General features: G+C 67.1%; 25 protein-coding genes. 12 read left to right on the top strand and 13 right to left on the bottom strand.

Annotated features, from left to right (window positions below):
• Positions 1 to 80: 80 nt before the first annotated feature.
• Positions 81 to 755 (top strand): RNA ligase partner protein, encoded by a 675-nt coding sequence (locus P1L41_RS05205; protein ID WP_276297808.1) that lies wholly within the window; start codon positions 81 to 83, stop codon positions 753 to 755.
• Here the strand turns inward: P1L41_RS05205 and P1L41_RS05200 are convergent.
• Together P1L41_RS05200 and P1L41_RS05195 are read right to left on the bottom strand one after the other, a co-directional pair.
• A complete protein-coding gene (locus P1L41_RS05200; protein ID WP_276297807.1) occupies positions 752 to 1,000 on the bottom strand; it encodes a DUF7533 family protein in 249 nt (82 codons plus the stop codon). The two genes, P1L41_RS05205 and P1L41_RS05200, sit on opposite strands and share 4 nt — an antisense overlap.
• A gap of 317 nt (positions 1,001 to 1,317) precedes the next feature.
• A complete protein-coding gene (locus tag P1L41_RS05195) occupies positions 1,318 to 1,851 on the bottom strand; it encodes a hypothetical protein (RefSeq protein WP_276297806.1) in 534 nt (177 codons plus the stop codon).
• Between the two features lie 291 nt (positions 1,852 to 2,142).
• On the opposite strand from P1L41_RS05195, the gene P1L41_RS05190 reads away from it, so the two are divergent.
• A complete protein-coding gene (locus P1L41_RS05190; protein ID WP_276297805.1) occupies positions 2,143 to 2,634 on the top strand; it encodes a metallophosphoesterase in 492 nt (163 codons plus the stop codon).
• Between the two features lie 120 nt (positions 2,635 to 2,754).
• Here P1L41_RS05190 and P1L41_RS05185 read toward each other — a convergent pair whose 3' ends face one another.
• Entirely contained in the window at positions 2,755 to 3,825 is a 1,071-nt protein-coding gene (locus P1L41_RS05185; RefSeq protein ID WP_276297804.1) for a type II glyceraldehyde-3-phosphate dehydrogenase, read from the bottom strand.
• Between the two features lie 166 nt (positions 3,826 to 3,991).
• Between P1L41_RS05185 and P1L41_RS05180 the strand changes: the two genes are divergently transcribed.
• The 4 genes from P1L41_RS05180 (at position 3,992) to P1L41_RS05165 (ending at position 7,131) form a co-directional block, all read left to right on the top strand.
• The gene (locus tag P1L41_RS05180) at positions 3,992 to 4,945 is read left to right on the top strand and encodes an aminopeptidase (RefSeq protein ID WP_276297803.1); all 954 of its coding nucleotides are present in this window, start codon (positions 3,992 to 3,994) and stop codon (positions 4,943 to 4,945) included.
• Between the two features lie 129 nt (positions 4,946 to 5,074).
• Positions 5,075 to 5,728, top strand: coding sequence for an HVO_0476 family zinc finger protein (locus P1L41_RS05175; protein WP_276297802.1), 654 nt, complete (start codon positions 5,075 to 5,077; stop codon positions 5,726 to 5,728).
• 1 nt (position 5,729) lies between these two features.
• Complete coding sequence (locus P1L41_RS05170) at positions 5,730 to 6,356, top strand: protein-L-isoaspartate(D-aspartate) O-methyltransferase (RefSeq protein ID WP_276297801.1); 627 nt, start codon at positions 5,730 to 5,732, stop codon at positions 6,354 to 6,356.
• Positions 6,357 to 6,399: 43 nt separating this feature from the next.
• Positions 6,400 to 7,131 carry a protein-L-isoaspartate O-methyltransferase family protein gene (locus tag P1L41_RS05165; RefSeq protein ID WP_276297800.1) on the top strand — a complete coding sequence of 244 codons (732 nt, stop codon included), beginning with the start codon at positions 6,400 to 6,402 and terminating at the stop codon, positions 7,129 to 7,131.
• Between the two features lie 30 nt (positions 7,132 to 7,161).
• Here the strand turns inward: P1L41_RS05165 and P1L41_RS05160 are convergent, their stop codons facing one another.
• Positions 7,162 to 7,605, bottom strand: coding sequence for a DUF7382 domain-containing protein (locus tag P1L41_RS05160; protein ID WP_276297799.1), 444 nt, complete (start codon positions 7,603 to 7,605; stop codon positions 7,162 to 7,164).
• 75 nt (positions 7,606 to 7,680) lie between these two features.
• Between P1L41_RS05160 and P1L41_RS05155 the strand changes: the two genes are divergently transcribed.
• From P1L41_RS05155 to P1L41_RS05145, 3 genes are read left to right on the top strand one after another with little or no spacing between them, the layout of a single operon-like run.
• The gene (locus tag P1L41_RS05155; RefSeq protein ID WP_276297798.1) at positions 7,681 to 8,760 is read left to right on the top strand and encodes an ATP-binding protein; all 1,080 of its coding nucleotides are present in this window, start codon (positions 7,681 to 7,683) and stop codon (positions 8,758 to 8,760) included.
• A gap of 28 nt (positions 8,761 to 8,788) precedes the next feature.
• Positions 8,789 to 9,184, top strand: coding sequence for a fluoride efflux transporter FluC (locus tag P1L41_RS05150; protein ID WP_276297797.1), 396 nt, complete (start codon positions 8,789 to 8,791; stop codon positions 9,182 to 9,184).
• Positions 9,181 to 9,528 (top strand): fluoride efflux transporter FluC, encoded by a 348-nt coding sequence (locus tag P1L41_RS05145; RefSeq protein WP_276297796.1) that lies wholly within the window; start codon positions 9,181 to 9,183, stop codon positions 9,526 to 9,528. The genes P1L41_RS05150 and P1L41_RS05145 overlap by 4 nt, the downstream gene beginning before the upstream one ends.
• Before the next feature lie 9 nt (positions 9,529 to 9,537).
• On the opposite strand, the gene P1L41_RS05140 is transcribed toward P1L41_RS05145, so the two are convergent.
• Genes P1L41_RS05140 through P1L41_RS05130 form a run of 3 tightly spaced genes read right to left on the bottom strand, consistent with a single transcriptional unit; the run spans position 9,538 to position 12,388 of the window.
• Complete coding sequence (locus P1L41_RS05140; RefSeq protein ID WP_276297795.1) at positions 9,538 to 10,545, bottom strand: metal ABC transporter permease; 1,008 nt, start codon at positions 10,543 to 10,545, stop codon at positions 9,538 to 9,540.
• On the bottom strand, positions 10,545 to 11,312 hold the full coding sequence (locus P1L41_RS05135; RefSeq protein WP_276297794.1) for a metal ABC transporter ATP-binding protein: 768 nt from the start codon (positions 11,310 to 11,312) through the stop codon (positions 10,545 to 10,547). The genes P1L41_RS05140 and P1L41_RS05135 overlap by 1 nt, the downstream gene beginning before the upstream one ends.
• Complete coding sequence (locus tag P1L41_RS05130) at positions 11,309 to 12,388, bottom strand: metal ABC transporter substrate-binding protein (protein WP_276297793.1); 1,080 nt, start codon at positions 12,386 to 12,388, stop codon at positions 11,309 to 11,311. Before P1L41_RS05130 ends, P1L41_RS05135 begins: the two co-directional genes overlap by 4 nt.
• A 136-nt stretch (positions 12,389 to 12,524) precedes the next feature.
• On the opposite strand from P1L41_RS05130, the gene P1L41_RS05125 reads away from it, so the two are divergent.
• Both P1L41_RS05125 and P1L41_RS05120 read left to right on the top strand, forming a co-directional pair.
• Positions 12,525 to 13,628 carry an aminotransferase class V-fold PLP-dependent enzyme gene (locus P1L41_RS05125; protein ID WP_276298438.1) on the top strand — a complete coding sequence of 368 codons (1,104 nt, stop codon included), beginning with the start codon at positions 12,525 to 12,527 and terminating at the stop codon, positions 13,626 to 13,628.
• A 37-nt stretch (positions 13,629 to 13,665) separates the two neighbouring features.
• On the top strand, positions 13,666 to 14,961 hold the full coding sequence (locus tag P1L41_RS05120; protein ID WP_276297792.1) for an eIF2B alpha/beta/delta subunit family protein: 1,296 nt from the start codon (positions 13,666 to 13,668) through the stop codon (positions 14,959 to 14,961).
• A 52-nt stretch (positions 14,962 to 15,013) separates the two neighbouring features.
• Here the strand turns inward: P1L41_RS05120 and phoU are convergent, their stop codons facing one another.
• The 5 genes from phoU to P1L41_RS05095 form a co-directional block, all read right to left on the bottom strand.
• Positions 15,014 to 15,688, bottom strand: coding sequence for a phosphate signaling complex protein PhoU (gene phoU / locus P1L41_RS05115; RefSeq protein WP_276297791.1), 675 nt, complete (start codon positions 15,686 to 15,688; stop codon positions 15,014 to 15,016).
• A 6-nt stretch (positions 15,689 to 15,694) separates the two neighbouring features.
• A complete protein-coding gene (gene pstB / locus P1L41_RS05110) occupies positions 15,695 to 16,606 on the bottom strand; it encodes a phosphate ABC transporter ATP-binding protein PstB (RefSeq protein WP_276297790.1) in 912 nt (303 codons plus the stop codon).
• The gene (gene pstA / locus P1L41_RS05105) at positions 16,599 to 19,250 is read right to left on the bottom strand and encodes a phosphate ABC transporter permease PstA (protein WP_276297789.1); all 2,652 of its coding nucleotides are present in this window, start codon (positions 19,248 to 19,250) and stop codon (positions 16,599 to 16,601) included. The genes pstB and pstA overlap by 8 nt, the downstream gene beginning before the upstream one ends.
• The gene (gene pstC / locus P1L41_RS05100) at positions 19,247 to 20,365 is read right to left on the bottom strand and encodes a phosphate ABC transporter permease subunit PstC (protein WP_276297788.1); all 1,119 of its coding nucleotides are present in this window, start codon (positions 20,363 to 20,365) and stop codon (positions 19,247 to 19,249) included. The genes pstA and pstC overlap by 4 nt, the downstream gene beginning before the upstream one ends.
• Positions 20,366 to 20,488: 123 nt before the next feature.
• The gene (locus P1L41_RS05095) at positions 20,489 to 21,667 is read right to left on the bottom strand and encodes a PstS family phosphate ABC transporter substrate-binding protein (RefSeq protein WP_276297787.1); all 1,179 of its coding nucleotides are present in this window, start codon (positions 21,665 to 21,667) and stop codon (positions 20,489 to 20,491) included.
• Between the two features lie 1,024 nt (positions 21,668 to 22,691).
• Between P1L41_RS05095 and P1L41_RS05090 the strand changes: the two genes are divergently transcribed.
• Entirely contained in the window at positions 22,692 to 23,825 is a 1,134-nt protein-coding gene (locus P1L41_RS05090) for a PfkB family carbohydrate kinase (RefSeq protein WP_276297786.1), read from the top strand.
• A gap of 61 nt (positions 23,826 to 23,886) precedes the next feature.
• On the opposite strand, the gene P1L41_RS05085 is transcribed toward P1L41_RS05090, so the two are convergent.
• A complete protein-coding gene (locus tag P1L41_RS05085; protein WP_276297785.1) occupies positions 23,887 to 25,200 on the bottom strand; it encodes a nickel pincer cofactor-dependent isomerase, group 22 in 1,314 nt (437 codons plus the stop codon).
• Positions 25,201 to 25,255 lie beyond the last annotated feature (55 nt).

Below are 25,255 nucleotides of genomic sequence, written 5' to 3'. Positions count from 1 at the left end.
GTTCGCACGCGAGTAAAGTGTTGTCGAGACAACTACTCTTCGCCCATGGTTCTATCTCCTCGGAGGCCGAAAGGGCCGGTATGGCCGAGCGCCCGCTCAAACAACGCTTCGTGCTCGATACGTCGCTGTTTCTCACGACGGAGATACGCGGCCCGGACGGCGACCTCGAGACGGCCTGTCTCGACCTGCTCGAGCTCATCGCCTCGGCGAAGCAGATCCACAACATCTCCTGTTACATGCCGCCCTCTATCAAGGACGAGCTGACGACGATGCTGGACGACCGGGCGGTCAGCGACGAGGTGCTGACGAAACTCGACACGTGGGTCATCACGAAGTCGCCCGCGCACTACGAGGTGATGATTCCCGCCGAACTCGTCTACAAGTTCATCGACGAGATGTCCGACCGTGTCAATCGCGGTCTTCGCGTCTCGGAGAAGGCCGTCCGAAAGGCCGAGGAGTCGAGAGCCGAGACGGTCGAGGACCACGACCACATGACGCAGGTCGATGCGGTCATCTCGGAGCTACGCGACGAGTACCGCGACACCCTCCGGCAGGGCGTGCTGGACTCACGGGAGGACTTCGACCTGCTGATACTGGCCCGCGAGCTCGACGCCGGCGTCGTCACGGAGGACAAGGGCATCATCAATTGGGCCGAGGACTTCGGCCTGCGATATCTGAAAGGGCGGGCGTTCCCGTCGCTCCTGCGTGAGTACCTCGCGGCCGACGACCCGGACCGCTGGCGCGACGAGACCTAGTCCTCCTCGTCCCCGTCGTCGGTCTTCACGACGGCCCCGACGGTCTTCTCGGCGACCATCCCGGGGACGTCCGTCGGCGTCGTCAGGTACTGCTCGATAGCGACCATCAGCCCGGCGATACCGACGAAGACGAGTCCCGCGAGAATCTCGCCGCGGACGAGGTGTTCGGCCCCGAACAGCGCGACGGGGATGGCGAAGACCAGCACCGTCAGCAGGCCGATGGTATCGAGAATACCCTGGGGCATGCACAGGGGTTGGCGGTACCCGGATAAAAGGCGTGCGGGACGGCGTAAGGCAGGAGCGTCGTGGAACAATGACCATGACAACCAGAACGCCACGGTCAACTACGCTGCCCTACTCGCACAACCGACCACCCCGGTCAGTTCACCCGAGTGGTCAGTCCACGGCGGGGCGTTCTGACTCTGCGAACCGGGGAGTCTCGTCTCGGCAAAACCATCCATCGGTACCAGTTCCAGGGGACCGTGCTGGATACAGGGTGTATATCGCGCAGTGACTGCCGCGAGATGGATACGCAGCTACCCTGGTAGGGTTCTTCGGACGTCTACCGTCCAGTTCCAGCGGCAGAGATCGATTCGATGAGGTCCATCTGCATCTCCATCTTCCGTCGCTTGTAGTCTACGTCCACTGTCCGTATCTCACCGATTTCTTCGGGCCGAAAGACGATCTCGATATCGTCGAAGTAGAAGTCACCGATAACTGCGTCAGCATCGAAGTCGAGTTCGGACGGACTGTCGTCGTCGAGAATCGTCCGTTTCGAGATGACACCCATCGAGTCCTGCTGTCCGACGACGAAGAAGTCGGCTAACTCCTCCGGATCTATCTGGGTTTTTTCTCCGAGGTTATTAATCAGCCGTAGATTCGGGTTCCGGGGGTTCTGGCGGACGTTAGTAAACAACACGTTCTGTTCGTACTTGAACTCGATGTCCCATCCCAGCACTGTATCGACGAAATCTCGTTTGACGTCGTCGACCCACTGCAGCCGCCCGTCGCTGTACACTTCGAGGCACCGTTCGATGATATCGGACTTATCGAACCGGTCCTTTCTGCCGTTCAACTGGTCGCCAACAGACTGCACCAAGGTGGCGTAACGCTGTTTGTCGATCGATTCGGCCAACTCGCTCGCATACCGTTCTGTGGTTGGCAAATCCCGAGCCATTGCAAAATCGTCTTGCAAGCGGATTATATTAATCCTTATGCTATCGGATTATTAACCCGCTGCGTTCCGACCGTCGATATTCACGCTCTGTCTGCCACACTGAGTTTGCTATGGGCCTGTGGAGACTTCGACAGGACCCGGGGCTCCGAAACCGAGCACTCCTGTCGCCAGAGCCATACGTTCTTGGGGCCGCCAGCGGAACACACACGCATGGATATCGGCATCGTTTCTGACACACACGACAACCTGGAGCAAGTCGAGGCGGCCGTCGAGACGTTCGAGCGCGAGGACTGCGAGACGGTCGTCCACTGTGGCGACTTCGTCGCGCCCTTCTCGGTGACGCCGTTCGACGGTGACTGGGACTTCTACGCGGTCCGGGGTAACAACGACGGCGAGTGGGCCGTCGAGAGTACCGTCGAGTCGTTCGGCACCTACCTCGGCGAGATGGGCGAACTGCGCCTCGACGGAGCCGAGCTAGCTGTCTACCACGGAACCAGCGGGGCCATCGTCGACGCGCTGATGGAGTGTGGCACCTACGACTACGTGGTCCACGGCCACACCCACGAGGCAGGGACCGAGGAAGAAGAGGGGACCGTGCGAATCAATCCCGGCGGCATCGCCATCCCGCCGGCACCGGACCCCTTCTCCGTGGCGACGCTCGACACCGAGCGCGGCGCGGTGACGTTCCACGATATGGGGTGAGCCAGCAGCGTGACGGGGTATGGCCGTCGCTCGCGAGTGACACTGCACTGAGAAACAAGGCGGTCGACGCTACTGCGCGGGTCGGTATCGGACGCGGCTCCGGTGAGGCAGGTCGTGGGCTCAGTCGTCGGCGAGACTATCGGCCCGTTGGGGCATCCCCTCGTGTTTGACCAACCCGCGGCCGATGCCCAGCGCGTCGTCCGTCCGCATCATGCTCTGTTCGGCGCTGGCCGTCCGTCGGGAGAGCGCCCGAACGGCGTCGATGTTCTCCGGGACCACGTCGGACTCCTGGTGGATGGCCTGGAACAGATAGAGGTCACGGCCCTGGACGGTGACCGACTCGGCCCAGATGCAGTTCTCCCAGACGTCGCCGCGAGAGCGGCCGGCGTCGCGCGTGTACTCCTTGATCTTCCCCGTGCCGTCGATACCGAGGGACTCGGGGATGAGGAAGAGCCGGGACTCGCGAGCGAGGAGGTCCTTGACGGCCTCGGCTGTCGGTTCGGACTCGAGTGTGACGTTGACCGAGTGGGTGTGCATCTGCGTCGTGGGCACCTTCATCCCCATCGTGTCGATGTCGAGGTCGGGGAAGACCGTCTGGACGTCCGGGCCGTGGTGGGAGGGAATCTCGACGGGGTCCGGGAGCGTGTCGTTGATGGGCCCGCGGCTGGTGTCGCCCGGGTCGCCGCCACGGCGGACGAGCGTCACGCGGGCTTTCTCGATGCCGTAAGCCTCCTCGATGGGGGCGAACAGGCGCGAGAGACCGGTCGTGTTACAGGAGACGACGCGGGCGGAGTCGGCACCGACGGCGGCGTCGTAGTTCGCCCGAGCGTTGAAACTCACGTCGGCGACGTCGGCGTCCTCGCCGCCCTGGAAGATAGCCGGTGTGTCGTACTCGGCGTAGAGCGCCGCGTTCTCGGCGCCGACGCCGCTCGGGGTCGCATCGACGACGACGTCACTGGCGGCGACGAGGTCGTGAACCGTCCCGGCGGTCGGGAGGCCGGCGGCTTCGAAGGGGTCGCGACCGTCGGGACCGGCAGCATAGAGTTTGTAGCCCCGGTCGGTCGCGATGGTGGCCTCGAAGTTCGGCGAGCGCTTCGCGACGCCCGCGACTGTCATATCCGGTTGGGCACGCACCGCGTCAGCGACGCGCTTGCCGATCGTGCCGAATCCGTTGATGCCCACGTGAAGCATGTACTGTCGTACTCGTGACACCACGATATTCTTTTCGGTAATTTTCGTAGAGAAATTAACTCGGATTGTTGTACTAACGGCGGATGGGAGCACCGGACTGGTCCGGAACGGAGCGTCTCGGGCCCGTCGTATCAAGAGTTAATTCGACGGCGGGCAACTGGGTCGTATGGACAACTCCTCGCTCCGCAAGCCAGCGGAGACTGCCATCCACCAGTGTCTGAACCTCCAGGCCAGCGAATCGTGTGCCGTCGTCACCGACGACAAGCGCAAGGCCATCGGCGAGGCGCTGTACCGCGTCGCGAGCGAGACGACCGACGACAGCGTCTTCGTCCGCTACCCGCCGGGCGACCAGCACGGCGAGGAGCCGCCGGCACCGGTCGCCGGCGCGATGGAGACGGCGGACGTGGTGCTCGCACCCACCACGAAGAGCCTGACCCACACCGAGGCTCGCAGCGAGGCCAACGCGGCCGGGGCCCGGGTCGCGACGCTGCCGGGCATCACCGAGGGCGTGTTCCTGATGGGACTGGACGCCGACTACGAAGCCATCGCCCAGCACTGCCGGGACGTCCTCGACCAGGTCGGCGACGCCGACGAAATGAGGGTCACGACGCCGAAGGGGACCGACATCACCTTCGGCCTCGGCTCGCGGGAGTGGCACCTCGACACCGGTATCGTCCACGAACCAGGCGAGATGTCGAACCTCCCGGCCGGCGAGGTGTTCGTCTCGCCGGAGACGGCCGACGGCACCTTCGTCGTCGACGGGACGATGCGCCCCCACGGGAAACTCGACGGGGAACTGCTCTCCTTTGCGGTCGAAGACGGCCAGGTGACCGACATCTCCGACCCGGAGATTCGCGGGCAGGTCGAAGACGCCGCCGAGGAGGTCGGCGATGACGCCTACAACCTCGCGGAGCTCGGCATCGGAACCAACGTCGCCGTCACCGAACTGGTCGGGTCGGTCCTGCTAGACGAGAAGGCCGCCGGCACGGTCCACATCGCCATCGGCGACGACCACGCCATCGGTGGGGACGTCCACGCGCCGCTGCATCTCGACGGTATCCTGATGGAGCCGACCGTGTATGCGGACGGCGAGGAAGTGGAACTTCCTCGTGGTGAGTGAGCGGCGACCCTGCCCACGTCCGGCACCCCTCGGCCAGTGAGCGAGGGCGTCACCGGTCGGCATGGGAGTGCAGACCACGGATAGCGCCGGTGCGACGACCATTTACGCCAGGGCGCTAGAACGGTGGATATGACTGACGCTACACCGGGCGACCGCATCGCGTTGCCGTGCCCGGCCTGTTCACCCGACCTGGAGACCGTCCACGAGGTGCTCAAACCCGGGGGGCAGGTCACGGTCCGCTGCACCGCCTGTGACCACGTCCACAAGGAACGACTGCCCGAGGAACGGACCGTCCAGACCGACGTCGTCGTCTCGCAGGACGGCGACTCCTTCTCGGCACAGGTCGACGTCCCCGAAGACGAGGACCTGAAGGTCGGCGAGGAGTTCCTCCTAGAGACCGAGGAGGCGGTCATGACCGTCCGCATCACGAGTCTGGAGACCACCGACGGACGCACCGAGGAAGCGCCCGTCACCGACGTCGAGACCGTCTGGTCACGGGCCGTCGGGAACGTGGCCATCAACGTCACGATGCACCCGAAAGACGGGCGGCACGACGAGACCGAGAGCTCCAAGCTCCAGGTCCCCGGCGACTTCGAGTTCGTCGTCGGCGAGACCGAGCAGTTCGGCGACGAGGAGTTCACCGTCGAGGGCATCCACGTCCGCGACGATGCCCACGGTTACCAGCACGAGAAACTGGACTTCGACGGCGACATGGCCTTCGCGAAGGACATCACCCGACTGCTGGTCCGCGACGAGTCGACCACGGCCTGGTCGGCCTGGTAGCATGCCCGACTGGGGGCGACAGCGAGCGGCGCTCGCCGAGCGCCTCGGCCGGAGCGGCCAGTTCGACGAGGCCGTCGTCGACGCGCTCGCTGCGGTTCCGCGACACCGCTTCGTCCCCGAATCACGTCGTGAGGCTTCGTACAAGGACCACCCGCTCCCCATCGGCGAGGGCCAGACCATCTCGGCGCCCCACATGGTCGTCAGGATGCTCGACCTGCTGGACCTCCAGCACGGCGACACCGTCCTCGAAATCGGTACCGGCTGTGGGTACCACGCCGCCGTCGCCGCCGAACTCGTCGGCCCGGAGCACGTCTACAGCGTCGAGTACCGGGCGTCGCTCGCCGAGCGTGCCCGCGAGACGCTCTCGTCGCTCGGCTACGGCGACGTCTCGATACGCGTCGGCGACGGGAAACGCGGCTGGCCCGAACACGCCCCGTACGAGCGCACCTACCTGACCTGTGCGGCGCCGTCGTTACCGCAGCCCGTCGTCGAGCAGACCCAGCCCGGCGGGCTGGTGCTCGCGCCGGTCGGCCGCGACCGACAGCGACTCGTCAGCGCTCGGCGCCATCCCGATGGCTCGCTGTCGACCGATACCCACGGCGCCGTGCGGTTCGTCCGGTTGCAGTAGCGCCGGGCGCGTCATTGATATACCTCCGGTCGAACACTCACCTATGGACCCGGCGGTACTGCGGGACGATATGGTCGCGAGCCTGGAACACGACAGCAAGAGCGTCGTGCACAGCGACTGGCTCTCGACTGCGATGCGAGCAGTGCCGCGCGAGGCGTTCGTCGGCGACGAGCAGGCCTACTCCGACCGGCCGTTCGAGCGCCTCGGGACCCGCGTACTCGCGCCCAACACCGCCGCCAGGCTGCTCGAAGCGCTCGACCCCAACGCTGACGACTCGGTGCTCGTCGTCGGCGCGGGCGTGGGCTACACCGCCGCCGTGCTCGCCGAACACGTCGGCGCCGCAAACGTACAGGCCATCGACATCACCCGCCGGCTGGTCATCGAAGCACGGTCGAACCTCGCGGAAGCGGGCTACAAGGCCGTCCTCGTCGACTGTCGGGACGGCGCCGGCGGCCTCCCGGAGTACGCCCCCTACGACCGCATTCTCGTCGAGGCGGCGGCCATCGAACCCCCGCGTGCGCTGGTCGAGCAGCTGGCGCCGGACGGCCAGCTCGTGATGCCGCTCGGTGCCAGCCAGCAGACGCTCGCCATCGTGACGCCCGACGGCGTCAGCCAGCGCCTGGGGAGCGTCGCCTTCCAGCCGATGCTCGTCGACGGCGAGCAGGCCGACACCGTCGAGCGCAACCGGACGCGCCGGGAGGACCGTGAACACGCCCGGCGGTCGGCGCAGTCCCGGAACGGCTGGGAGCAAGAGTGGATCGACTGGGACCGGTAGCCGCCGGGCTTTCTGAGAGGGGTTCCGCGGTCACGACCCGACCACCAGCAGGGCCGTGTTCGACCGGTCGTCCCGGTAGTTGCTCCCGGCGGGCGGTTTCACGTCGAACGTGACGGTCCCCTCCCGCTGGTTCGGCCCGAGCGAGGGCGAGAGCGAGAACGTGGCGTTCCCGCGGGCGTTCGTCTCGGCCGTCGCCACCCCCGAGAGGGTCGCCGTTCCGCCCATCGCGACGACCGTCGCCCCCGCGACCGGCCCACCATCGGGGTCGACGACGGTGACGGTCACGTTCTGTGGCCCTGGGGCCGTCACCTCCGGCTCGGGTTCGACGTCGACCTCGGTGACCTGTAGCGTCTCCATCCCCGAAATCGTACTCATCATCACGCTCAAGCAGGCGACGCCCACGACGAGCGCGATGACCAGTCGAATCGGCAGTCCCTCGATGGCGCGGTCGTCGCGCCGCAGTGCCTCGAACATGGGCCGGTCTGGGCCCGGGTTCGCACTTGAACCCTCGGACGGAGGTTCAAATAGGAGGAGGGGTCCAGCCCCGCCATGGTCGTCATCGGACGCGAGTCGGGGCCCGACGACGGGCCGGTCGCGACGCTGGGACGCTACCGAGCACGGGACGGGAGCCACGGCACGAGCGTGGCGCTCGACGTCGACCGGCCACACGTCGGCCTGGTCGTGGGGAAACGCGGCAGCGGGAAGACCTACACATTTGGCGTCCTCCTCGAAGGACTGGCGGACGCGGCGGGCGTGACGCCGGTGGTCGCGGACCCGATGGGCGCGTTCGGGCCACTCACCGGGCCAGCGAGTCGTATCGAGGCACGCCGGGTCGACCCGACGGTCCGGGCGGACAGCCTCGGACCTCGCCAGTGGTGTACCGTCCTGGACCTGCCGCCCGAGAGCGGCGCGGGCGCGCTCGTCTGGCAGGCGGCACAGGAACACTCGACGCTCGACGGGATGCGCGAGTGGACGGGAGATGCTGACGCCGACGACGCCGCACAGCGCGCGGCCACGAACCACCTCGACCTCGCGGCGTCCTGGGACGTCTTCGACCCCGACGGCCTGGGCGCCTGGCGCCTCTGTGCCGACGGGGTGACCGTCCTCGACCTGGCCGGCCTCGACGCCGGACCCGCCGGCGCCGTGCTCGCGGCAGTTTCGAACGTGCTCTACGAAGCACGGGTCGAGGACGCCACCGACCGGCTGCCCTGGCTGCTCGTCGACGAGGCCCACGCGTTCACCGACGGCGTGGCAGCCCGCCCGCTCCGGCGACTCGTCACCAGAGGTCGCCAGCCCGGTGTGAGTTGCTGGCTCGCGACGCAGCGACCCAGTGCGCTCCCGGCCGTCACCGTCTCGCAAGCCGACCTGCTCGTCGCCCATCGACTGACGAGCCGGGCGGACGTCGACGCGCTGACGGCCGCCCGGCCGACCTACCTCGGCGACGGCCTCGAACGGGGCCTGCCCAACGAGACGGGGACGGCGTTCGTCGTCGACGACGCCACCGAAGCGAGCCACACCGTCCGGGTTCGAGAGCGACGGACGCCCCACGGGGGTGAGAGTCCACGGGCGTCGGCGGTCAGCAGGGGAGGTGAGACAGCAGTCGACTCCCCCACCGCCAACCACAACTGACGAATAGCCCCGAACTGTGTCCCCACCAATGAGCGACGGACACGCCCTCTCGCGGGCCGAGCCACTCCTGCTCGTCGCGGTCGGGGGCTTCGTCGGGGCCGTCCTGCGCCACTCCATCTCCCTCTCGACGCCCGCACTCGCGTCCCTGGACGGTGCCGTGGTCGGGACCCTGGTGGTCAATGTCCTGGGGAGTTTCGCGCTGGGCGTCCTGCTGTACGAGGCTCACCTCGCCGACGTGCTCTCGGCGGAGACGCGCCTCGTGCTCGGGACGGGATTCCTCTCCTCGTTTACCACCTACAGCACCTTCGCTGTCCAGACCAGCGACCTCGCGCCGATGCTGGCGGTGGGGAACGTCGCCGCGAACTACGCGCTCGCCTTCATCGCCGTCGTCCTCGGCCGACTCGTCGCGAGGTGGGTCTCGTGAACCCCCTGCTCCTCGTCGGACTTGGCGGCGTCGCGGGTGCGCTCGGTCGCCACCTCGTGGGCACGCGCCTCGAGCGCGACCGGGCCGACACGCTGGCGGTGAACGTCCTCGGGAGCGTCCTGCTGGGCGCGCTGGTCGCGGCTCCCGTCGGCGAGAGTGTCCTCCTCGTGGCCGGGACGGGGTTCTGTGGCGCGTTCACGACGTTCTCGTCGTTCGCGTTCGAGACCGTGCGCCTGGCCGAACTCGGCCACCCGCGAGCGGCAGGGTTGTACGCCGGCGGGACCCTCTTCTCGGCATTAGCCGGCGTCGGAATCGGCGGAATCGTCGGTGCCGCCCTGGTGTAACAGTACGCCTCAGTCGGAGGGCGAGTCGACGTCGTCGGGGGCGATACTCCCGACGTCGGCGACCGTGTCGTCGCCCATGGCCGTCTGCACCTTCCCGAGCGCGACGGCGGCGACGTAGATGGTGACGGCCACGAGGACGATGACGCCGCCCGCCGTCGCCCCGCCGTAGTACGAGACGCCGATGCCGAGCAGGACGGCGAGTTCGGCGAGCACGACCGAGACGACCAGCGACTCGGTGAAGCTCCGGGAGACCTGCGCCGCGCCCGCGACGGGGACGACGAGCATCGCGGCGACCAGGATGACGCCCATGATCTGCATCGCGCCGACGACGACGAGCGCGGTGAGCATCACCATGATGCGGTTGTACCAGTCGACCGAGAGCCCGGAGACGGCGGCGGCCGTCTCGTCGAAGGTGACGTAGAGCAGCTGGTTTCGCGTGACCGCGACGGTCACGACGATGATGGTGAAGAGCACGAGCAGGATGGCGGCGTTCTCCATCGACACCGTCGAGAGGTTGCCAAAGAGGAACTGGTTGATGCCGACCGCGAGGCCGCCGGCGTTGAGGCTGATGAGGACCGTCCCCAGCGCGAACCCGGTCGAGAGGACGATGGCCATCGACACGTCGTTGTAGGCGTCGGTCGCCTCGGAGATGAGTTCGATGAGCAGCGCCGCCACCATGGCGACGACCACGGCGGTCAGATACGGCGAGACGCCGAGGCTGAAGACGCCGTTGAGGAAGAGCCCGATAGCGACGCCGGCGAAGGCGGTGTGGGCGAGCGCGTCACCGATGAGCGCGAGCTGTCGGTGGACGAGGAAGGTCCCGATGAGCGGCGCCATCACGCCGATACAGAGCCCGACGAGGATGGCGCGGTGCATGAAGCGGTACTCGAGCAGTTCCAGACCCGTCACTGCGGCGACCCAGAACAGCAGGTCCGTCCACAGCTCCAGCAACAGGTACAGCGGCCAGAGTACCACGTCGAGCGAGCTCGACTGGAGGGCGACGAGCAGCAGGTCCATCAGGCGTCACCCCCGACGGGCATCGCCGTGCCGAACGCACGCGCCAGCGCGTCGCTGTCGACGAACTCCGCGGTGGGCCCGTCGAAGTACACCTCGCGGTTGAGACAGACCACTCGCTCGGCGTGCTCGGTGACCGCACGGAGGTCGTGTTCGATGAGCAGTATCGTGATGCCGTCGCCGTGCAGCGAGTCGAGGAGTTCGTAGAACGCCTCGACCGACTCGGCGTCGACACCGACAGTTGGCTCGTCGAGGACGAGCAGGTCCGCCTCGCCGGCGAGCGCCCGGGCGATGAACGTCCGCTGGCGCTGCCCGCCCGACAGCTGGGTCACCCGGCGGTCCGCGAAGGCGGTCATCCCGACGGTGTCGAGCGCCCGGTCGACGATCTGCCAGTCGCGCTGGGAGAGGCGACCGAAGCCGACGTGCGGGAATCGACCCATCTTCACGACCTCCCGGACCGTGATGGGCATCTCCTTCGAGGCGCTCGCGTGCTGGGCGACGTAGCCGATGCGCGACCCGTCGTCGAACCGGTGGGATGGGGCGCCGAACAGGCGCGCCTGGCCGGAGTCGGGCCGGTTCAGCCCGAGCATCAGCCGCAGCAGCGTCGACTTGCCAGAGCCGTTCGGGCCGACGACGGCGACGTACTCGCCCCTGTCGATGCGAAGCGATATGTCCTCGACGACGGGCGTGGCCGTGTAGCCGAACGCGACGTCTTCGAGTTCGATGACCGGGTCGGCCCCCGTCGGCTCCCGAGTGTCGTCCGAAGTCATTCGAAGTTCCTCCAGCGCTCGTTCCAGCCATCGATGGCGACGTCCTCGGGGGCCGTGTTCCCGAGCACGACCTCGAAGGTCGGCATGTTGATGTTGTCGGCGATCTCCTCGTAGCCCCAGCCCTGTTCGACCCAGTCTTCGCGGACGCCCGCGTAGGGCGTGACGGGGTAGTAGGCCTCGACGGCGGTCTCGGAGAGTAGCTGCTGGGCCGGGCGGCGCGTCTCGAAGACGGCCGCGCCGATGTACCGGATGTCGTTCTCGTCGATGACCCGCTTCGCCTCGGTGATGTCCGACGGCCGGACGTCACCGCTCGCGGCGAGGTTCACGACCAGCGGTCGCATCTGGATGCCGTATCTGACGCCGACGTACTGGAAGGCGTTGTGGGCCGCGAGCTGGACGACGTCGCGGTCGGCGGCCTCGAAGATGCGCTGGTAGTCGGCGTCGATGCGGTCGAGTACGTCCGTCTTGTAGGCCGTAGCGTTCTCGCGGAGCGTCGACTCGTGGTCGGGTGCGAGGGCGACCAGTCCCTCGGCGATGTTGTCGACGGACTGTTTCGCCCGAAGGGGGTCCAGCCAGAAGTGCGGGTCCTGGGCTCGACCCTCGCCGACGCCCTCCTCCTCGGGGTCGAGACTCGCCGCGAGGTCGACCAGTTCGACGCCCTCGCGGACGTTGATGAGTTGCGTGTCGGCGTCGTCGTCCTCGAGCGTCTGGATGGTGCGGTCGGCCCACGGCTGGAAGTCCTCGCCGACGTGGATGAACGCGTCCGCGTCGAGTACCTCCCGCGTGATGCTCGCGTTCGGTTCCCAGCCGTGCCCGTGCAGCCCGGTCGGGACGAGGTTGCGCACCTCGATGGGCGTCCCGCGCGCGATCTTCCGGGCGAAGTCGTAGAAGCTGAAAAACGAGGCGACGGCCACGGGACCGTCGTCGTCCGTCGTGTCGCCGGTCGTCTGTCCGCCGCCGGCACCGTCACCGATACAGCCGGCGAACGCACCGGCGAGCAGCGACCCGCCGGCGGCCAGCGCCTGTCGGCGAGAGAGTGGTCTGTCAGGTTCGGACTGCGTGTCACGAGTAGTCATTACTGGGAGAGAGTCACCCGAACCAATTAATAGTTCCGTTCAAAGTCTTTAATTAGACGAGTCTAATCCTTGGCCGAGATGGTGTCGGCCCCGGCGGTGGCACAGTCCTCAAGACGGCGGTGGCCGTATGCCGACTATGAACCCAGCGGACCTCCGCGCGTCGATTCCGGCGCTGGAACGGTGTACGTACTTCAACACGGGCGCGAGCGGTCCGAGCCCACGGAACGTCGTTAGTGCCGCGACGGGGTTCCTGGAGCGCCACGCCTTCGAAGCGCCGGCAGGGGAGGGACCCTACAAAGTCGCCTGGAGCGCGCTGGCCGCCGCCCGCGAGGTCGTGGCGGGCCACGTCGGTGCCGCCCCCGACGACGTCGCGTTCACCCGCAGCACGGCCGACGGCGTCAACCTCGTCGCGGGCGCCATCGACTGGCAGCCGGGCGACGTGGTGGTCAGGACCGACCTGGAACACCCCGCCGGGACGCTGCCGTGGGACCGCCTGGTCGACACACACGACGTCGAGGTCCGCGTTCTCGAGACCGAGCAGGGACGGCTGGACATGGCGGAGGTGAAAGCGACGGTCGCGGACGCGCGGCTCGTGTCGCTGAGTTCGCTCACGTGGACCCACGGGACCCGGCTCCCGGTCGGCGAGGTAGTCGATATCGCCCACGACGCCGGTGCGCAGGTGCTCGTCGACGCGGTCCAGTCGGTGGGCCAGCACCCGGTCGACGTCACGGAGTGGGGGGCCGACTTCGTCGCGATGGCGGGCCACAAGTGGCTACTGGGCGTGTGGGGGAGCGGCTTCCTCTACGTCGACCCCGAAGCCCACGACCGACTGCGACAGACCCGCATCGGCTACCGGAGCGTCACCGACCCCACGGCCGCCGACTACACCTACCACGAGGGGGGCCGCCGCTTCGAGGTCGGGACGACGTCGCCGGCCCCCTACGTCGCGCTGGCCGAGGCCGTCGAGACGATGGAGGCCGTCGGCCTCGACACCGTCCAGTCACACGTCGAAACGCTCACCGACCGCCTCAAGGCCGGACTGGGCGACCGGGTGTTGAGTCCCGCCGAGTACGAATCCGGGCTGGTGACGTTCGCCGCCGACGACCCCGAAGCGACGGTCGAGCGTCTCGCCGACGAGGGCATCGTCGTCCGCTCGCTCCCCCACCCGGACGCCGTCAGGGCCTCGGTCCACGTGTTCAACACCCGCGAGGACGTCGACGCGCTGCTCGACGCGCTGTAGCCCCCAGCCTCATTGCCCGGGCGCGCGACAGTCCCGTATGGACGAGCGCCACGTCGTCACCTGCTTCCTGCGCAACGAGGGGGAGATACTACTCCTGCGTCGGAGCGACGCCGTCGGGTCGTATCAGGGCCAGTGGGGCGGCGTCGCGGGCCACGTCGCCGACGACGAAGGCGAAGAGCGCGACCCGGAGACGGCCGCCCGGGCCGAGATAGACGAGGAAGTCGCCCTGGCCGACGCGGTGACGCTCGTCGAGACCGGCGCATCCTTCCCCGTCGAAGACGCGGAGCACGGGACCCGGTGGGTCGTCCACCCGTTCCTCTTCGACTGTGACTCGCGGTCGGTGGCGACCAACGAGGAGACGACCGAGTTCGCGTGGGTCGCCCCGCCAGAGATACTCCGTCGGGAGACGGTCCCGCGCCTGTGGACGTCCTACGACCGGGTACGTCCTCGGGTCGGGACCGTCGCCGAGGACACCGTCCACGGGTCGGCCTGGCTCTCGCTGCGGGCGCTCGACGTCCTGCGCGACGAGGCCGCGCTGGCTGCATCGGGCCGGTGGGACGACCTGGAGACCGCCGAGCGGGGCGGCGACGACTGGGACGACCTGGCCGACCTGGCCGAGCGGCTGCTGGACACTCGCCCCTCGATGGCCGTCGTCGCGAACCGCGTGAACCGCGTCATGGTCGCGGCGAGCGGCGACGGGACGGCTGTTGCCGTCGAACGAGCCGCGACGGGCGCCGTCGAACAATCGGTGGATGCCGACGGAGCGGCCGCTTCGCTGGCTGCCGAGCGACTCCCCGACAGGGTGGCGACGCTCTCGCGGTCGGGGACGGTCGAGGCGGCGATACGGGAAGCCGCTGCCGAGAACGTCCTCGTCGCCGAGTCCCGGCCAGGCGGTGAGGGCGTCGGCGTCGCCGAGTCACTGGCCGCCGACCACGACGTGACGCTGACGACCGACGCCGCGTTCGCGTTCGAACTCGTCGACTGGGACGCTGGCGCGGTGCTCGTCGGGGCCGACCGTGTCCTCCCGGACGGCCGCGTGGTCAACAAGGCAGGGACGCGGGCGGCCGCGATTGCTGCGGCCCGCGACGGCATCGACGTGTTCGTCGTGGCCGCCAGCGACAAGGTGGCGACCGGCGACGGCTACGACCTCGAACCGCGCGACGCGAGCGAGGTGTACGACGGTGAGAAGTCCGTCGCGGTTGCGAACCCGACGTTCGACGTGACGCCGGCCGACGCGGTGACGGCAGTCCTCACGGAACAGGGGGCGCTGCGCGGCGCGGAGATCGCCAGCGTCGCCGAGGCCCACCGAGAGTGGGCGGCCTGGCGGGAGTGAGACCACGTCGGCGGGCCCGGTTGTGTCAGTTGCAGCCCGGGTCGGCAGTCGGTCAGTAGATGAGTTCGGTGCTGGTGTCGACCATGTACAGCGTCCGCGCGGCGATGTTCACCGCGTGGTCACCGACGCGTTCGAGGTCACGGATGATGAGCAGGACCCGCGAGACGTCGTCGAGCAGCTGTTCGACGCCCCACAGGTCCTCGTCGGCCTCGCGCTGGATGAGGTCGCGGACGACCGTCTCGCTCGCGTGCTGACAGAGCGCGTCGATGTCGTCGTCTGCGTCCGCGATGGCCCGGCACGCATCGGCGTCCTCGCTCTCGTAGGCCGCCAGACTCCGCTCTAAGAGGGCGAGGGCGTCACGACCGATGTCGTCGATGGCCACCTCCGGCGTGAGGTCGTCGCTCGCCGCCAGGGCGTAGCCGGCCAGGTTCGAGGCCAGGTCGCCGATGCGTTCGAGGTCGGTGAGAATCTTGAACGAGGCGGCCACCAGCCGGAGGTCGCCGGCGACCGGTTGCTGGAGGGCGATGAGGTCCACACAGCGGTCCTCGAGCGAGAGATACAGGTCGTTGACCTCGTCGTCGCCCTCGACGACCGTCCGGGCGAGGTCCTCGTCGCCGGTCTCGAGGGCGTCGAGCGCCATCTCGAGGCGGTCGCCGACGAGTTCACCCATCGCGAGCACGTCGTTCCGGAGGTCCGAAAGGGCCTCCTGGTAGGGCTCACGGGCCACGGGGGATCACCCGAACTTGCCGGTGACGTAGTCCTCGACGCGCTGGCTCTCGGGGTTCTCGAAGATCTTGTCGGTGTCGTCGTACTCGACGAGTTCACCGCCCGTGAGGAAGACGGCGGTCTGGTCGGAGATGCGGGCCGCCTGCTGCATGTTGTGCGTGACGATGACGACGGTGTAGTCCTTCGAGAGCTCGGCCACGAGGTCCTCGATCTTCGAGGTGGCGATGGGGTCCAGCGCGGAGGCCGGTTCGTCCATCAGGATGACCTCGGGGTCGGTCGCCAGCGCGCGGGCGATGCAGAGGCGCTGTTGCTGGCCGCCCGAGAGGCCCAGCGCGTTGTCGTCCAGGCGGTCGCTAACCTCGTCCCAGAGCGCGGCCTGCTTGAGCGCGCGCTCGACGAGTTCCGTCTCCGCGGCGGTGTCGTCGCGGCCGAAGAGGCGCGCGAGCAGGCCCTTGTTGATGTCGCCGTGTTTGCGCGGGCCGTAGGAGATGTTGTCCCGGATGGACTTCGGGAACGGGTTGGGCGACTGGAACACCATCCCGATGCGCTTTCGCAGTTCGACGAGGTTCGCGTTGGGATTGTAGATCTCCATCCCGTCCAGTTCGACCGAGCCCTCGATGCGGGCGATCTTGATGCGGTCGTTCATCCGGTTGAGACACCGGAGGAAGGTGGACTTCCCACAGCCCGAGGGGCCGATGAGCGCCGTGACGCTGTTCTCGGGGATGTCCATCGAGACGTCCTTGATGGCGTGGTCGTCCCCGTACCAGACGTTGAGGTCCTCGACGGAGAGTTTCGCCGGGCCGTCGAAGCGGTAGTCGGTCCACTCCTCGCGGACCCGCTCGTCGGTCTCGCCGGCGGTCGTGGTCGTCGTCTGGCTCGTGGTGCGCTCGGGTTCTGTCTCTGTCATTGAATCACTCATAGTTCAGTTTCCTCCTGAAGTAGGTCCGGGCGATGATACCGACGGCGTAGAACGTCAGCACCACCATCAGCAGGATGAAGGCCGTCGCCCACCCCATCGACGGCGACCCGCTGACGCCGGCGGCGATGACGGCCCACACCTGGGTCGGCAGCGAGGCGGACGCGGAGAGCAACGCCTCGTTGGCGACGAACGGCGGTTCGGCCATGAACCGGAAGCCCTGGATGACCTCGGCCGACTCCGTGGCGTTCAGCGTCGACCCCAGCACCAGGATGAGCGGGGCCGTCTCGCCGGCGATGCGGCCGACGCCGAGGATGACGCCGGTGATGACGCCGGGCATCGCGGCCGGGACGACGACGCTCCGGATGGTCTCCCACTGGGTCACGCCCAGCGCGGCGCTCGCGTCCCGGTACTCGTCGGGGACGGCCTTGATGGCCTCCCGCGAAGTGATGAGCACCAGCGGGAGGAGCATGAAGCCCAGCACGAGCATCCCGGCGAGCAGCGACTCGTCGCCGCCGATGCGCGGGATGAGGAACGCCGCGCCGAAGAGGCCGAAGACGATGCTCGGCGTGGACCACAGCGCATTGGTCGCGATCTCGACGATGGCCGTGAACCGACCCTGTTCGGCGTACTCGGTCAGGAAGACCGCGGCACCGAGGCCCAGCGGGACGGCGAAGAGGGTCGCGCCGACGACCAGCCACACCGTGCCGACGATGGCCGGCATGATACCGCCGGGTTCCGCGCCCAGCGGGATGTACGCCTGCATCACCATCGGCCAGGAGAACGTCCCGGCGTTGGCGACGGCGAAGCCGACCACAAACAGCGGGACGCCGGTGACGGCCACGTGCAGGCCCACCAGCGCGAGGAAGCCGGCCGCGCCGGCGAGCGCGAGGCGCGTCTCCTCTGCGAGGAGTCGCTGGGGGAGCGTCTCATCGGTCCCCCGCCGAGCGACCGTCGTGAGCGCGGCCGTCGAGAGCGACCCGACGGCGCCCAGCAGCCCCATCGCGGCCACGGCGTTGACCGGACCGAGACTCGGCGTCACCTGGGCGACCGGCTGGAGGAAGAGGACAGTGGTCAGCAGCGCGAGCCCGCCGAAGACGCCGAGCGTGAACAGCTGCGCCCGGTCCTGGGCCCGCTCGCTCAGGTCACCGTCGCCGGTGAGGGCACTGGCCAGCGGGAGGAGTGCCAGGCCGGCGGCCGCAAGCGAGCCGAGGTAGACGACGGCCACACCGAGCGTCCCCCCGAGCGGGAGGCCGAGCGGCGTCGGACCACCGACCAGGAAGACGAAGATGAGCGCCGCGATACCCAGCACCGCCAGCGGAACGACCTGCCTGAAGATTTCGGCGCGCTCGAAGCGACTGCCGACGCCCCGCAGCGAGCCGTAGCGACGGAAGAAGTATACGAAGAGGACGAGCGCCGGGCCGACGAGCACCAGCGCGCCGACGGTCGTCTCGGGCGTCACCGAGACGGCGGTGTCCAGCGGTTGCTCGGCCCGATTGACCAGCACGAAGTAGGTGAACTCGTACGCGAGCGCGTTGCCCGTCGCGAGCACCGAGAGGAGAACGGCGGCGACGGAACCGACCGCCGCGAGCGGGAGGACGCGCAGGACCTGCCGGGCCCCGCTGTGCCACTCGTTGGTCCCCGCGGGCGTGCGAGCAATCTGGAGTGCCCCGACGAGCAGCGGCGAGAGGAGGACGAGCGCGGCCAGCGCGCCGATAGAGAGGCCGTGGAACGCGAAGCCGACGCCCTTCACCGTCACGAACACCACGATGGTGGCCATCACCGAGAGCATCAGGAACGCGTTCAGGTTGATGACGAGGAACGCACCGTACTCCCGGCCACGGGCACCGAAACCCGCGCGGGCCTTCGCGGCCGACCAGGCCGCGAGCACCGAGGAGAACAGCACGAAGACCGGAATCATCGCAGTCCCGGTGAACCCCCCGGAGAGGGTCTGGGGGTTCCACTGCCAGGAGACGCCAAGCACAGACGTGGCGATGACTGCGCCGAGCAGGCCGACGACGAGGGCCGTCGGGAGCGTCGACCCGAGGTCCTCGCGTGGGAAGATGGCGAGTGCCGCCATCCCCGCTCCAGCGGCAAGCGAGACGACCGGCCAGAGCAGCGACTCGAAGCCGACGAACGTCCCGCCGAGCGCCGCGCCGATGGCGAGGCCGATGACGCCGTAAGCGCCCCCGGCCAGCAGGCCGGCGCTCATGTTCGGTTCCGTGTCGACGAGATCCATCCGAGAGACGACGCCGGCGGTCGCGACGGACAGGGCCTCGAACAGGAGGACGAGTCCGAGGAGTGTCGCCAGCGAGACGCCCAGTCCGAAGGCGAGGACTGTCAGCACCAGCGTCGTGACGAGCAGTCCGAAGCCGATGCCACGGACGCGCTGTGAGGTGACGGGGGCGACGTTCGTGTAGGACGCGAGGCCGACGATGCCGACGCCGCCGACGACGACGGCGAGCAGCGTCAGGAAGAACTGGCCGAGAGCGGTCCCGCTCGCGTCGAGCGCGACGATGTTGACCAGCGAGATCAGGGCGACGGCGAAGCCGACGATGGTGAGTGAGATGGCGGCGTCGACGCCCCTGTCGTAGACGTTCGATTCGGCACTGACCAGCGCGTTCTCGTTGGCGTATGCGTCGCTCATTGTTGCCCCTTCAGTTTCGCTTCCATCTGCTGTTCGATGTACTGGGAGACGATGCTCATGCCGGCGACGATGACGAACAGCATCACGCCAGCGACGAAGAGCACGTCGATTGTGCTCTCGGAGGCGCTGCCGTACTGGGTCGCGATGAGGCTAGTCAGGGTCGCGTTCGCGTCGAAGATGTCGAAGAGCGGGTCGGCGAACGTGGTCCCCGACGCCATGATGGCGGCGACGGCCATCGTCTCGCCGATGGCCCGGCCGAGTCCCAGGATGATTCCCGCGGAGATGCCGGAGAAGGCGGCGGGGATGGAGATGCTCTTCATCGTCTGCCACTCGGTCGCGCCCATGGCGACCGAGCCGTCACCCATCGCGCTCGGGACGCTCGACAACGCGTCTTCACCGACCGAGACGACGGTCGGGAGCGCCATGACGCCGACGACGAGCCCCGCGATGAGAAAGCTCGCACCGTCGTCGAGGAAGTTCACCTGGATGAAGCTGTTGAGCACCTGGAAGCCGATGAAGCCGTAGACGATGGAGGGGATACCGGCGAGAATCTCGACGCCGGGCTTGACGACCTCGCGCAGGCCGTCGCTGGCGACTTCGGCGATGAAGAGCGCGCCGAAGATACCGAGCGGCCCCGCGACGGCCCCGGCGATAATAGTGACCAGGACGGTCCCCCAAATCATCGGAATCAACGAGTAGGCCCCACTGAGGGGGTTCCAGAACGTCGAGTCGCTCGGGAGAACCGCCTCGAGCCAGAAGAACCAGCGCGCCTGCCCGTTCTTCTCGGGGATGAGCACGAGCCCGAAGCCGTGTTCGAGGAACGCGGGCAGGGCACTCGAAAAGAGGAAGATGGTGATAAACGCCACCGTCAGGACCGTCAGTACGGTCGCGAGCAGTGTGAGCAGTCGGGCGATTTCAGCCTGATACGTCGTCCAGCCGATGGCAGTCACGAAGACGAACGCCCCGAAAACGGGGAGGGCGAAGACCGGTCGGAAGAGAAAGACCAGAAGCAACGCGACCAGCGTCACCGCAGAGGCACCGACGGCCAGTAACGACCCCTCGGTGGCGTCTCCGCCAAGTATCGTTTCACGTGCCGTTACCCTGACATCGTCCATCATTTCGTGTAGTACCAAAAGTTCACGGTATCAAAAGTTCACTGTATTTCGTTCGGCGGGAGTTCGTCTTCCGGGCACTGGCCGACGTGCGAACGACCCGGGGTAGGGCCGAAGCGGTGGGGATTAGACCTGGTCGGGGAGCTTCGCCATCTGTTCTTCCTGTCGGCGGGCACCGAGCGTGAAGTAGTTGTTCGGGGCGACGAAGATGTCCTGTCCGAAGTCGTTGAGGACCATGTTGATGACGGCGGCCTCCTTCTCGGAGGTGCCCTGCCACGTGTAGCAGTGCAGGTCACGCGAGAGCGGGTACGCCGTGGAGTCTAGGCCGTTCTCGTCGTCCTGGTAGGCGTAGGTCGTACCTTCCCACTCGAGGGCGATGGGCGCGATCCCCTGCGTGTTGATGAACGCGAGCGCGAGGTAGCTGATCGCGTTGTCGGCCTGGGCGATGGCCTGCGCGAGGCGCTGGTTCTGGCCGTAGCGGTTTGCAACTGTGGTGTCCTCCTCGGGGTTGCCGAAGACGTTGCTCACGAAGGAGGTTCGAGTGCCGGAGCCCTTGACGCGGCCCAGCACCTGGATTTCGCGGTCCGGACCGCCGAGTTCGCTCCAGTTGGTGATTCGGCCCTTATATAGGCCCTTGAGTTCGTCGCCAGTAATCTGTTCGACGCCGGCGTCGGCGATTTCCTGGGAGACGACGAGCGGCTGGCCGTCAACACCGACGACGTGGTCGACGAAGTCGTCGTAGGAGTCACGGTCCGGGAGCTCGTCCTCGACGTTCCCCGAGGAGTTGCCAATGTCGTGCTGGCCGTTCATGACCTTCTCGACGCCGGTCCCGGAGTGAGAGAGGCCGACCGTGAAATTAAACGGTGGGTCGCCGTCCTCGCCCGGCTCGAAGCCGTAGAGGCTGCCCCAGTAGTCGGCGAGGTTCAGGTCTGTATCAATGTCGTACTCGCCGTGTGGCCAGTACTCGCTGTCACTGGCCGGTCGGTTCGCGTTCCAGTACGACGCGGCCGAGTTCATGATTGGGTAGACCGTCGACGAACCACCCGATTCGAGCGGCGAGATGCTCCCGGAGGAGCTGCCCGAATCGTCGGAGCTGTCGGCCGATTCGTCCATTTCCGCCTCTGTCTCCTCTGAACTGCCCCCGTCGGAACTACCGCCATCGGAACTGCTGCCGTCGGAGCTGCCACCGGAGCCGCCGTCACCGCTAGAACAACCTGCAACAGTTGCGACGCCGGCCGCACCAGTCGTCGCGATGAACTTGCGCCGCGATACGCGGTCCGAGAGACGGTTTGAGTCGTGCGCCATCACCTGATGAAGGGGGACGGAGTATTAAACGGGTTTATATTATTGGTACGGTCCAGTATATTGTCTATATAGATGGGGAGAAGATATGTAGTTTGGAGTGGAATTAGGCCGTCGAATTCGCCCCAGTGGTCGATCGCTAACGAGACAGCGGCCGTCTGTCTCGAGACTTGTCCATAAATTACTGGTCAAACTACGACAAATCTGGGGATTCGACTCATTTATCTCACCGAAAATCCACTAATAGTTCTACTAGACCACTTCTATGTGCATCTTCGAAATTTCGAGTTTATATTGTCAGATTTTAACTCTTATATTGCCTTATTTGAGTCTGTTCTCTCGCAAAGTGGTTTCATACTTGCCCTTTTAGACGTCTATTTCGGTTAGCGGAGTCCTCTTCAGCTTGTTCCGGGAATATATAGTTACAGCGGCCCGCCGCTGCGTCCCACAGAGCCACCACGCGGTTGGTCCCCAGCCAGCCGACTGGTTGCCGGACAGAGAACAGAACCGGTGTCCTGGTCCACAGATTTAATAATGATGTTGTCGAAGCGTGAACTACCCTGGAGCGAACAGCTGCAGGGAACGCCGATGTGCGTTCGGGTACCACAGCGGCGCGACTCGGAGGCGACAGTTCGTCTGTCATGATTACCATACCGCGCGCACTGCGCCCGTCGCCTCCGATTCAGTTCCGTGGCCCACGTCGAGAGTGCGTGACTGACCGTCACGAGAGACGTCGATGCTGGGGCAGGCGATGGGTACGCAGGTGAGACGGTGGCGAACAGACGGCGTACGGCCACTCAATCGTGCGAAACGCTACCAGGCCACTGTGACCCGGTTTTTTATACCACGAAAGATGTAACGCCATATATGCGACCGCGAAACGTTCGGGCACCGACGGCCCTGGAAACGAGATTGAGGGATAGCCCTGCACGCGCTGGCGAGTGTCGAGCGAGTGTAGCAGAGAGACACGCTGTCGACGCGTCCGCCACAGTCGGGCGGGCAGCGGTTCCCAACGGGTTCGAGGGGAATGGCGCCGACTGACTACCCGGATGCCCAGACGCGGGACGCGGTGGTCGCGTGTCAGGAGCAGCTGCCGCCCGAGTCCAGCGGCGGCGACGTGGTCTTTGGCTTCGACGGGTACGTCGACAACGTCCGACAGGCCGGGACGAACGCCGGTTCCTCAGAGAGCGAACGGATAACCACGCTGAGCGAGCTCGGCGAGGAGATCGTGGAGTCGGCGGCGGCCGACAGCTCCCTGGCCATCTCGTGGGAGCGCCACGGGCAGCGGACGGGCGGCCACGTCAGCCATCTCTCGCGCGCCTACCAGACCCTCGGGTTCGACCCGACGATGGTCGGGATGTGTGGCGACCCGGTGCGCGACATCTTCGCCGAGGAGTTCGACGGGTGTACCATGTACTCGCTGGGCGACCCCGGCATCACCGACGCCATCGAGTTCAACGACGGGAAGCTCATGCTGATGGAGAGCGGCGGTGCGGCGACGCTCGACTGGGAGACCATCGAGTCACGCGTCGGCGTCGAGACGCTTGCCGACGAACTCGACGGCGCGAAGCTGCTCGGGATGGGCTACTGGGCGATGATTCCCGAGCTGGCGGGCATCCTCGACAGCCTTCGCGAGACGGTGTTGCCGAAACTGACGGACCCGCCGGAGCGCGTCCTGCTCGACCCGGCGAACATCCGCGAGACCGACCCCGAGATACTCGAAGCGACCGTCGCGGCGACGGGACGGCTCGCCGCCGAGGTCGACGTGACGGTCTCGGCGAACCGCTACGAGACGAAAGAACTCGCGTCCGTCCTCGGCGGCCACACGGGCGAAGACCTCGTCGAGGACGCGCAGGTCGCGTACGACGCCCTCGACGTCGACCGGTTCGTCGGCCACAGCGTCAGCCAGTCGGTCGTCGTGAGCGAGGACGGAACGAAGAGCGTCGACGTCACCCCCGTCGAGTCGCCGGCCCTGACGACGAGCGCCGGCGACCACTTCAACGCGGGGCTGTCCCTCGGGCTCGTCGAGGGCGTTCCGGAGCACGCCGCCGTCGCACTGGGCAACGCCCTCGCCCGTGAGTTCGTGCGGACCGGTGAGACGCCATCGTACGACGACGTCGTCGCGGCCATCGAGTCCTACGACGAGCAGTTCGCGGAATAATCCGGCCTGGTCTGTTTTTCAGTCATCGGTTCGGCGGCGAGCAGCCCGTGAACCGCCGCTATCAGTCCCACTCCATCGCGAGTTCGCCGTCCTCGTCGAACCGCCACGGACCGTCGTCGTGGACCTCGATGTCCTCGCGGTCGTCGAGTTCCTCGGCGACCGGTTCGGAGACCCACAGCTCGCCGGGTTCCATCGTGCTCTCGATGCGGGCGATGCGGAGGTCGCTCGCGCTCGCGACGCCGGTCATCGACGCCGAGAGGACGAAGGCCGTCGCGTCGCTCGGGACGACGAAGGGGAGTTTCGCCCGGTTGGTCTCGCCGCTGGTCACGATGTTGACGTACGTGTCCTCGAAGTCGATCTCCGACGCGAGGTCCTGGTGGACGAGGTCGGCGAGGCCCACCCCCAGGGCGTTCCCGTGGGACGCTGGTGTCAGCGACCGCACGTAGATGCGGGTAATCCTGGGCTCGTCGACCTCGACCTGGTTGTGGAACCGGACCCGGCCGATGACGTTGGTGTCGAGACCGGTCCCGCTTATCTCCTTGCCCATCGCGTCGACGACGAGCAGGTCCAGGTCGTCGACCGGGAGTTCGGGGAAGTGCTCTTTCGAGCGTTCGAGCAGTTCGGGCTCGCGCTCCAGCAGCTCCGACGCGGCGACGCCGTGGATCTCGGCGGCCTCCTCGGCGGCGTTCTCGATGATGCCCACGCCGCCCACGATGGGCGTCTCCTCGACGAGGATGCCGGCCCACTCCGGGATGACCTCGTGGAACCCGCGGTCGAGCGCGGCGTTGTGCATGTTGTCGGCGCCGCGTTGCTTGCCCAGTCCGACGACGGCCATCTTGCAGAGCCCGCTCTCGACGTCGCCCTCGAAGTCCGTGTGCAGTTTGATACGGTTGACGAGCAAGACAGCGTCAGCGTCGAGCGCGTCCTCGGCGGCGAAGACGGGCCGACCGGTCGAGTCGCTGCCCACCTGTTCGACGTCGAGCGACGAGCGAATCTCACAGCCGACGGACTCGGCCGTGACGCCGAGCGTCTCGAGCGTCTCGCGCTGGCCCTCGGGCGTCGCGCCGCCGTGACTGCCCATCGCGGGGAAGATGAACGGTTCGAGCTCGCGGGACTGCAGTTCAGAGACAATCGCTTCGAGGACCTCGGGCATGACTTCGATGCCTCTGCTACCCGCGGTGATACCGACGCTGCTCCCCGGTTCGAGGTCGTCGAGTTCGGGAATATCGGCCAGCGCGTCGACCGAGGCGGCGGTGACGTCGTCCACCGTGGGATGGTCCCGGACACAACTCACGCGGTAGGCGCGGGGGAGGTCGGACAGTTCGGCGTCGTTGGCCCCCTCCAAACGGGCGCGGTCTGGAAACTCGAACTCCATGTTGTACGTACCAAGTCGGATGTGACGCTTAGGTTTTACCCCTCACCGACGGGTC

It is taken from the genome of Haloarcula ordinaria (assembly GCF_029338275.1).
In the GTDB taxonomy this organism is placed as follows: domain Archaea; phylum Halobacteriota; class Halobacteria; order Halobacteriales; family Haloarculaceae; genus Haloarcula; species Haloarcula ordinaria.
The sequence above is the reverse complement of the archived record's forward strand: the minus strand, read 5'-3'. Positions and strand labels throughout refer to the sequence as shown.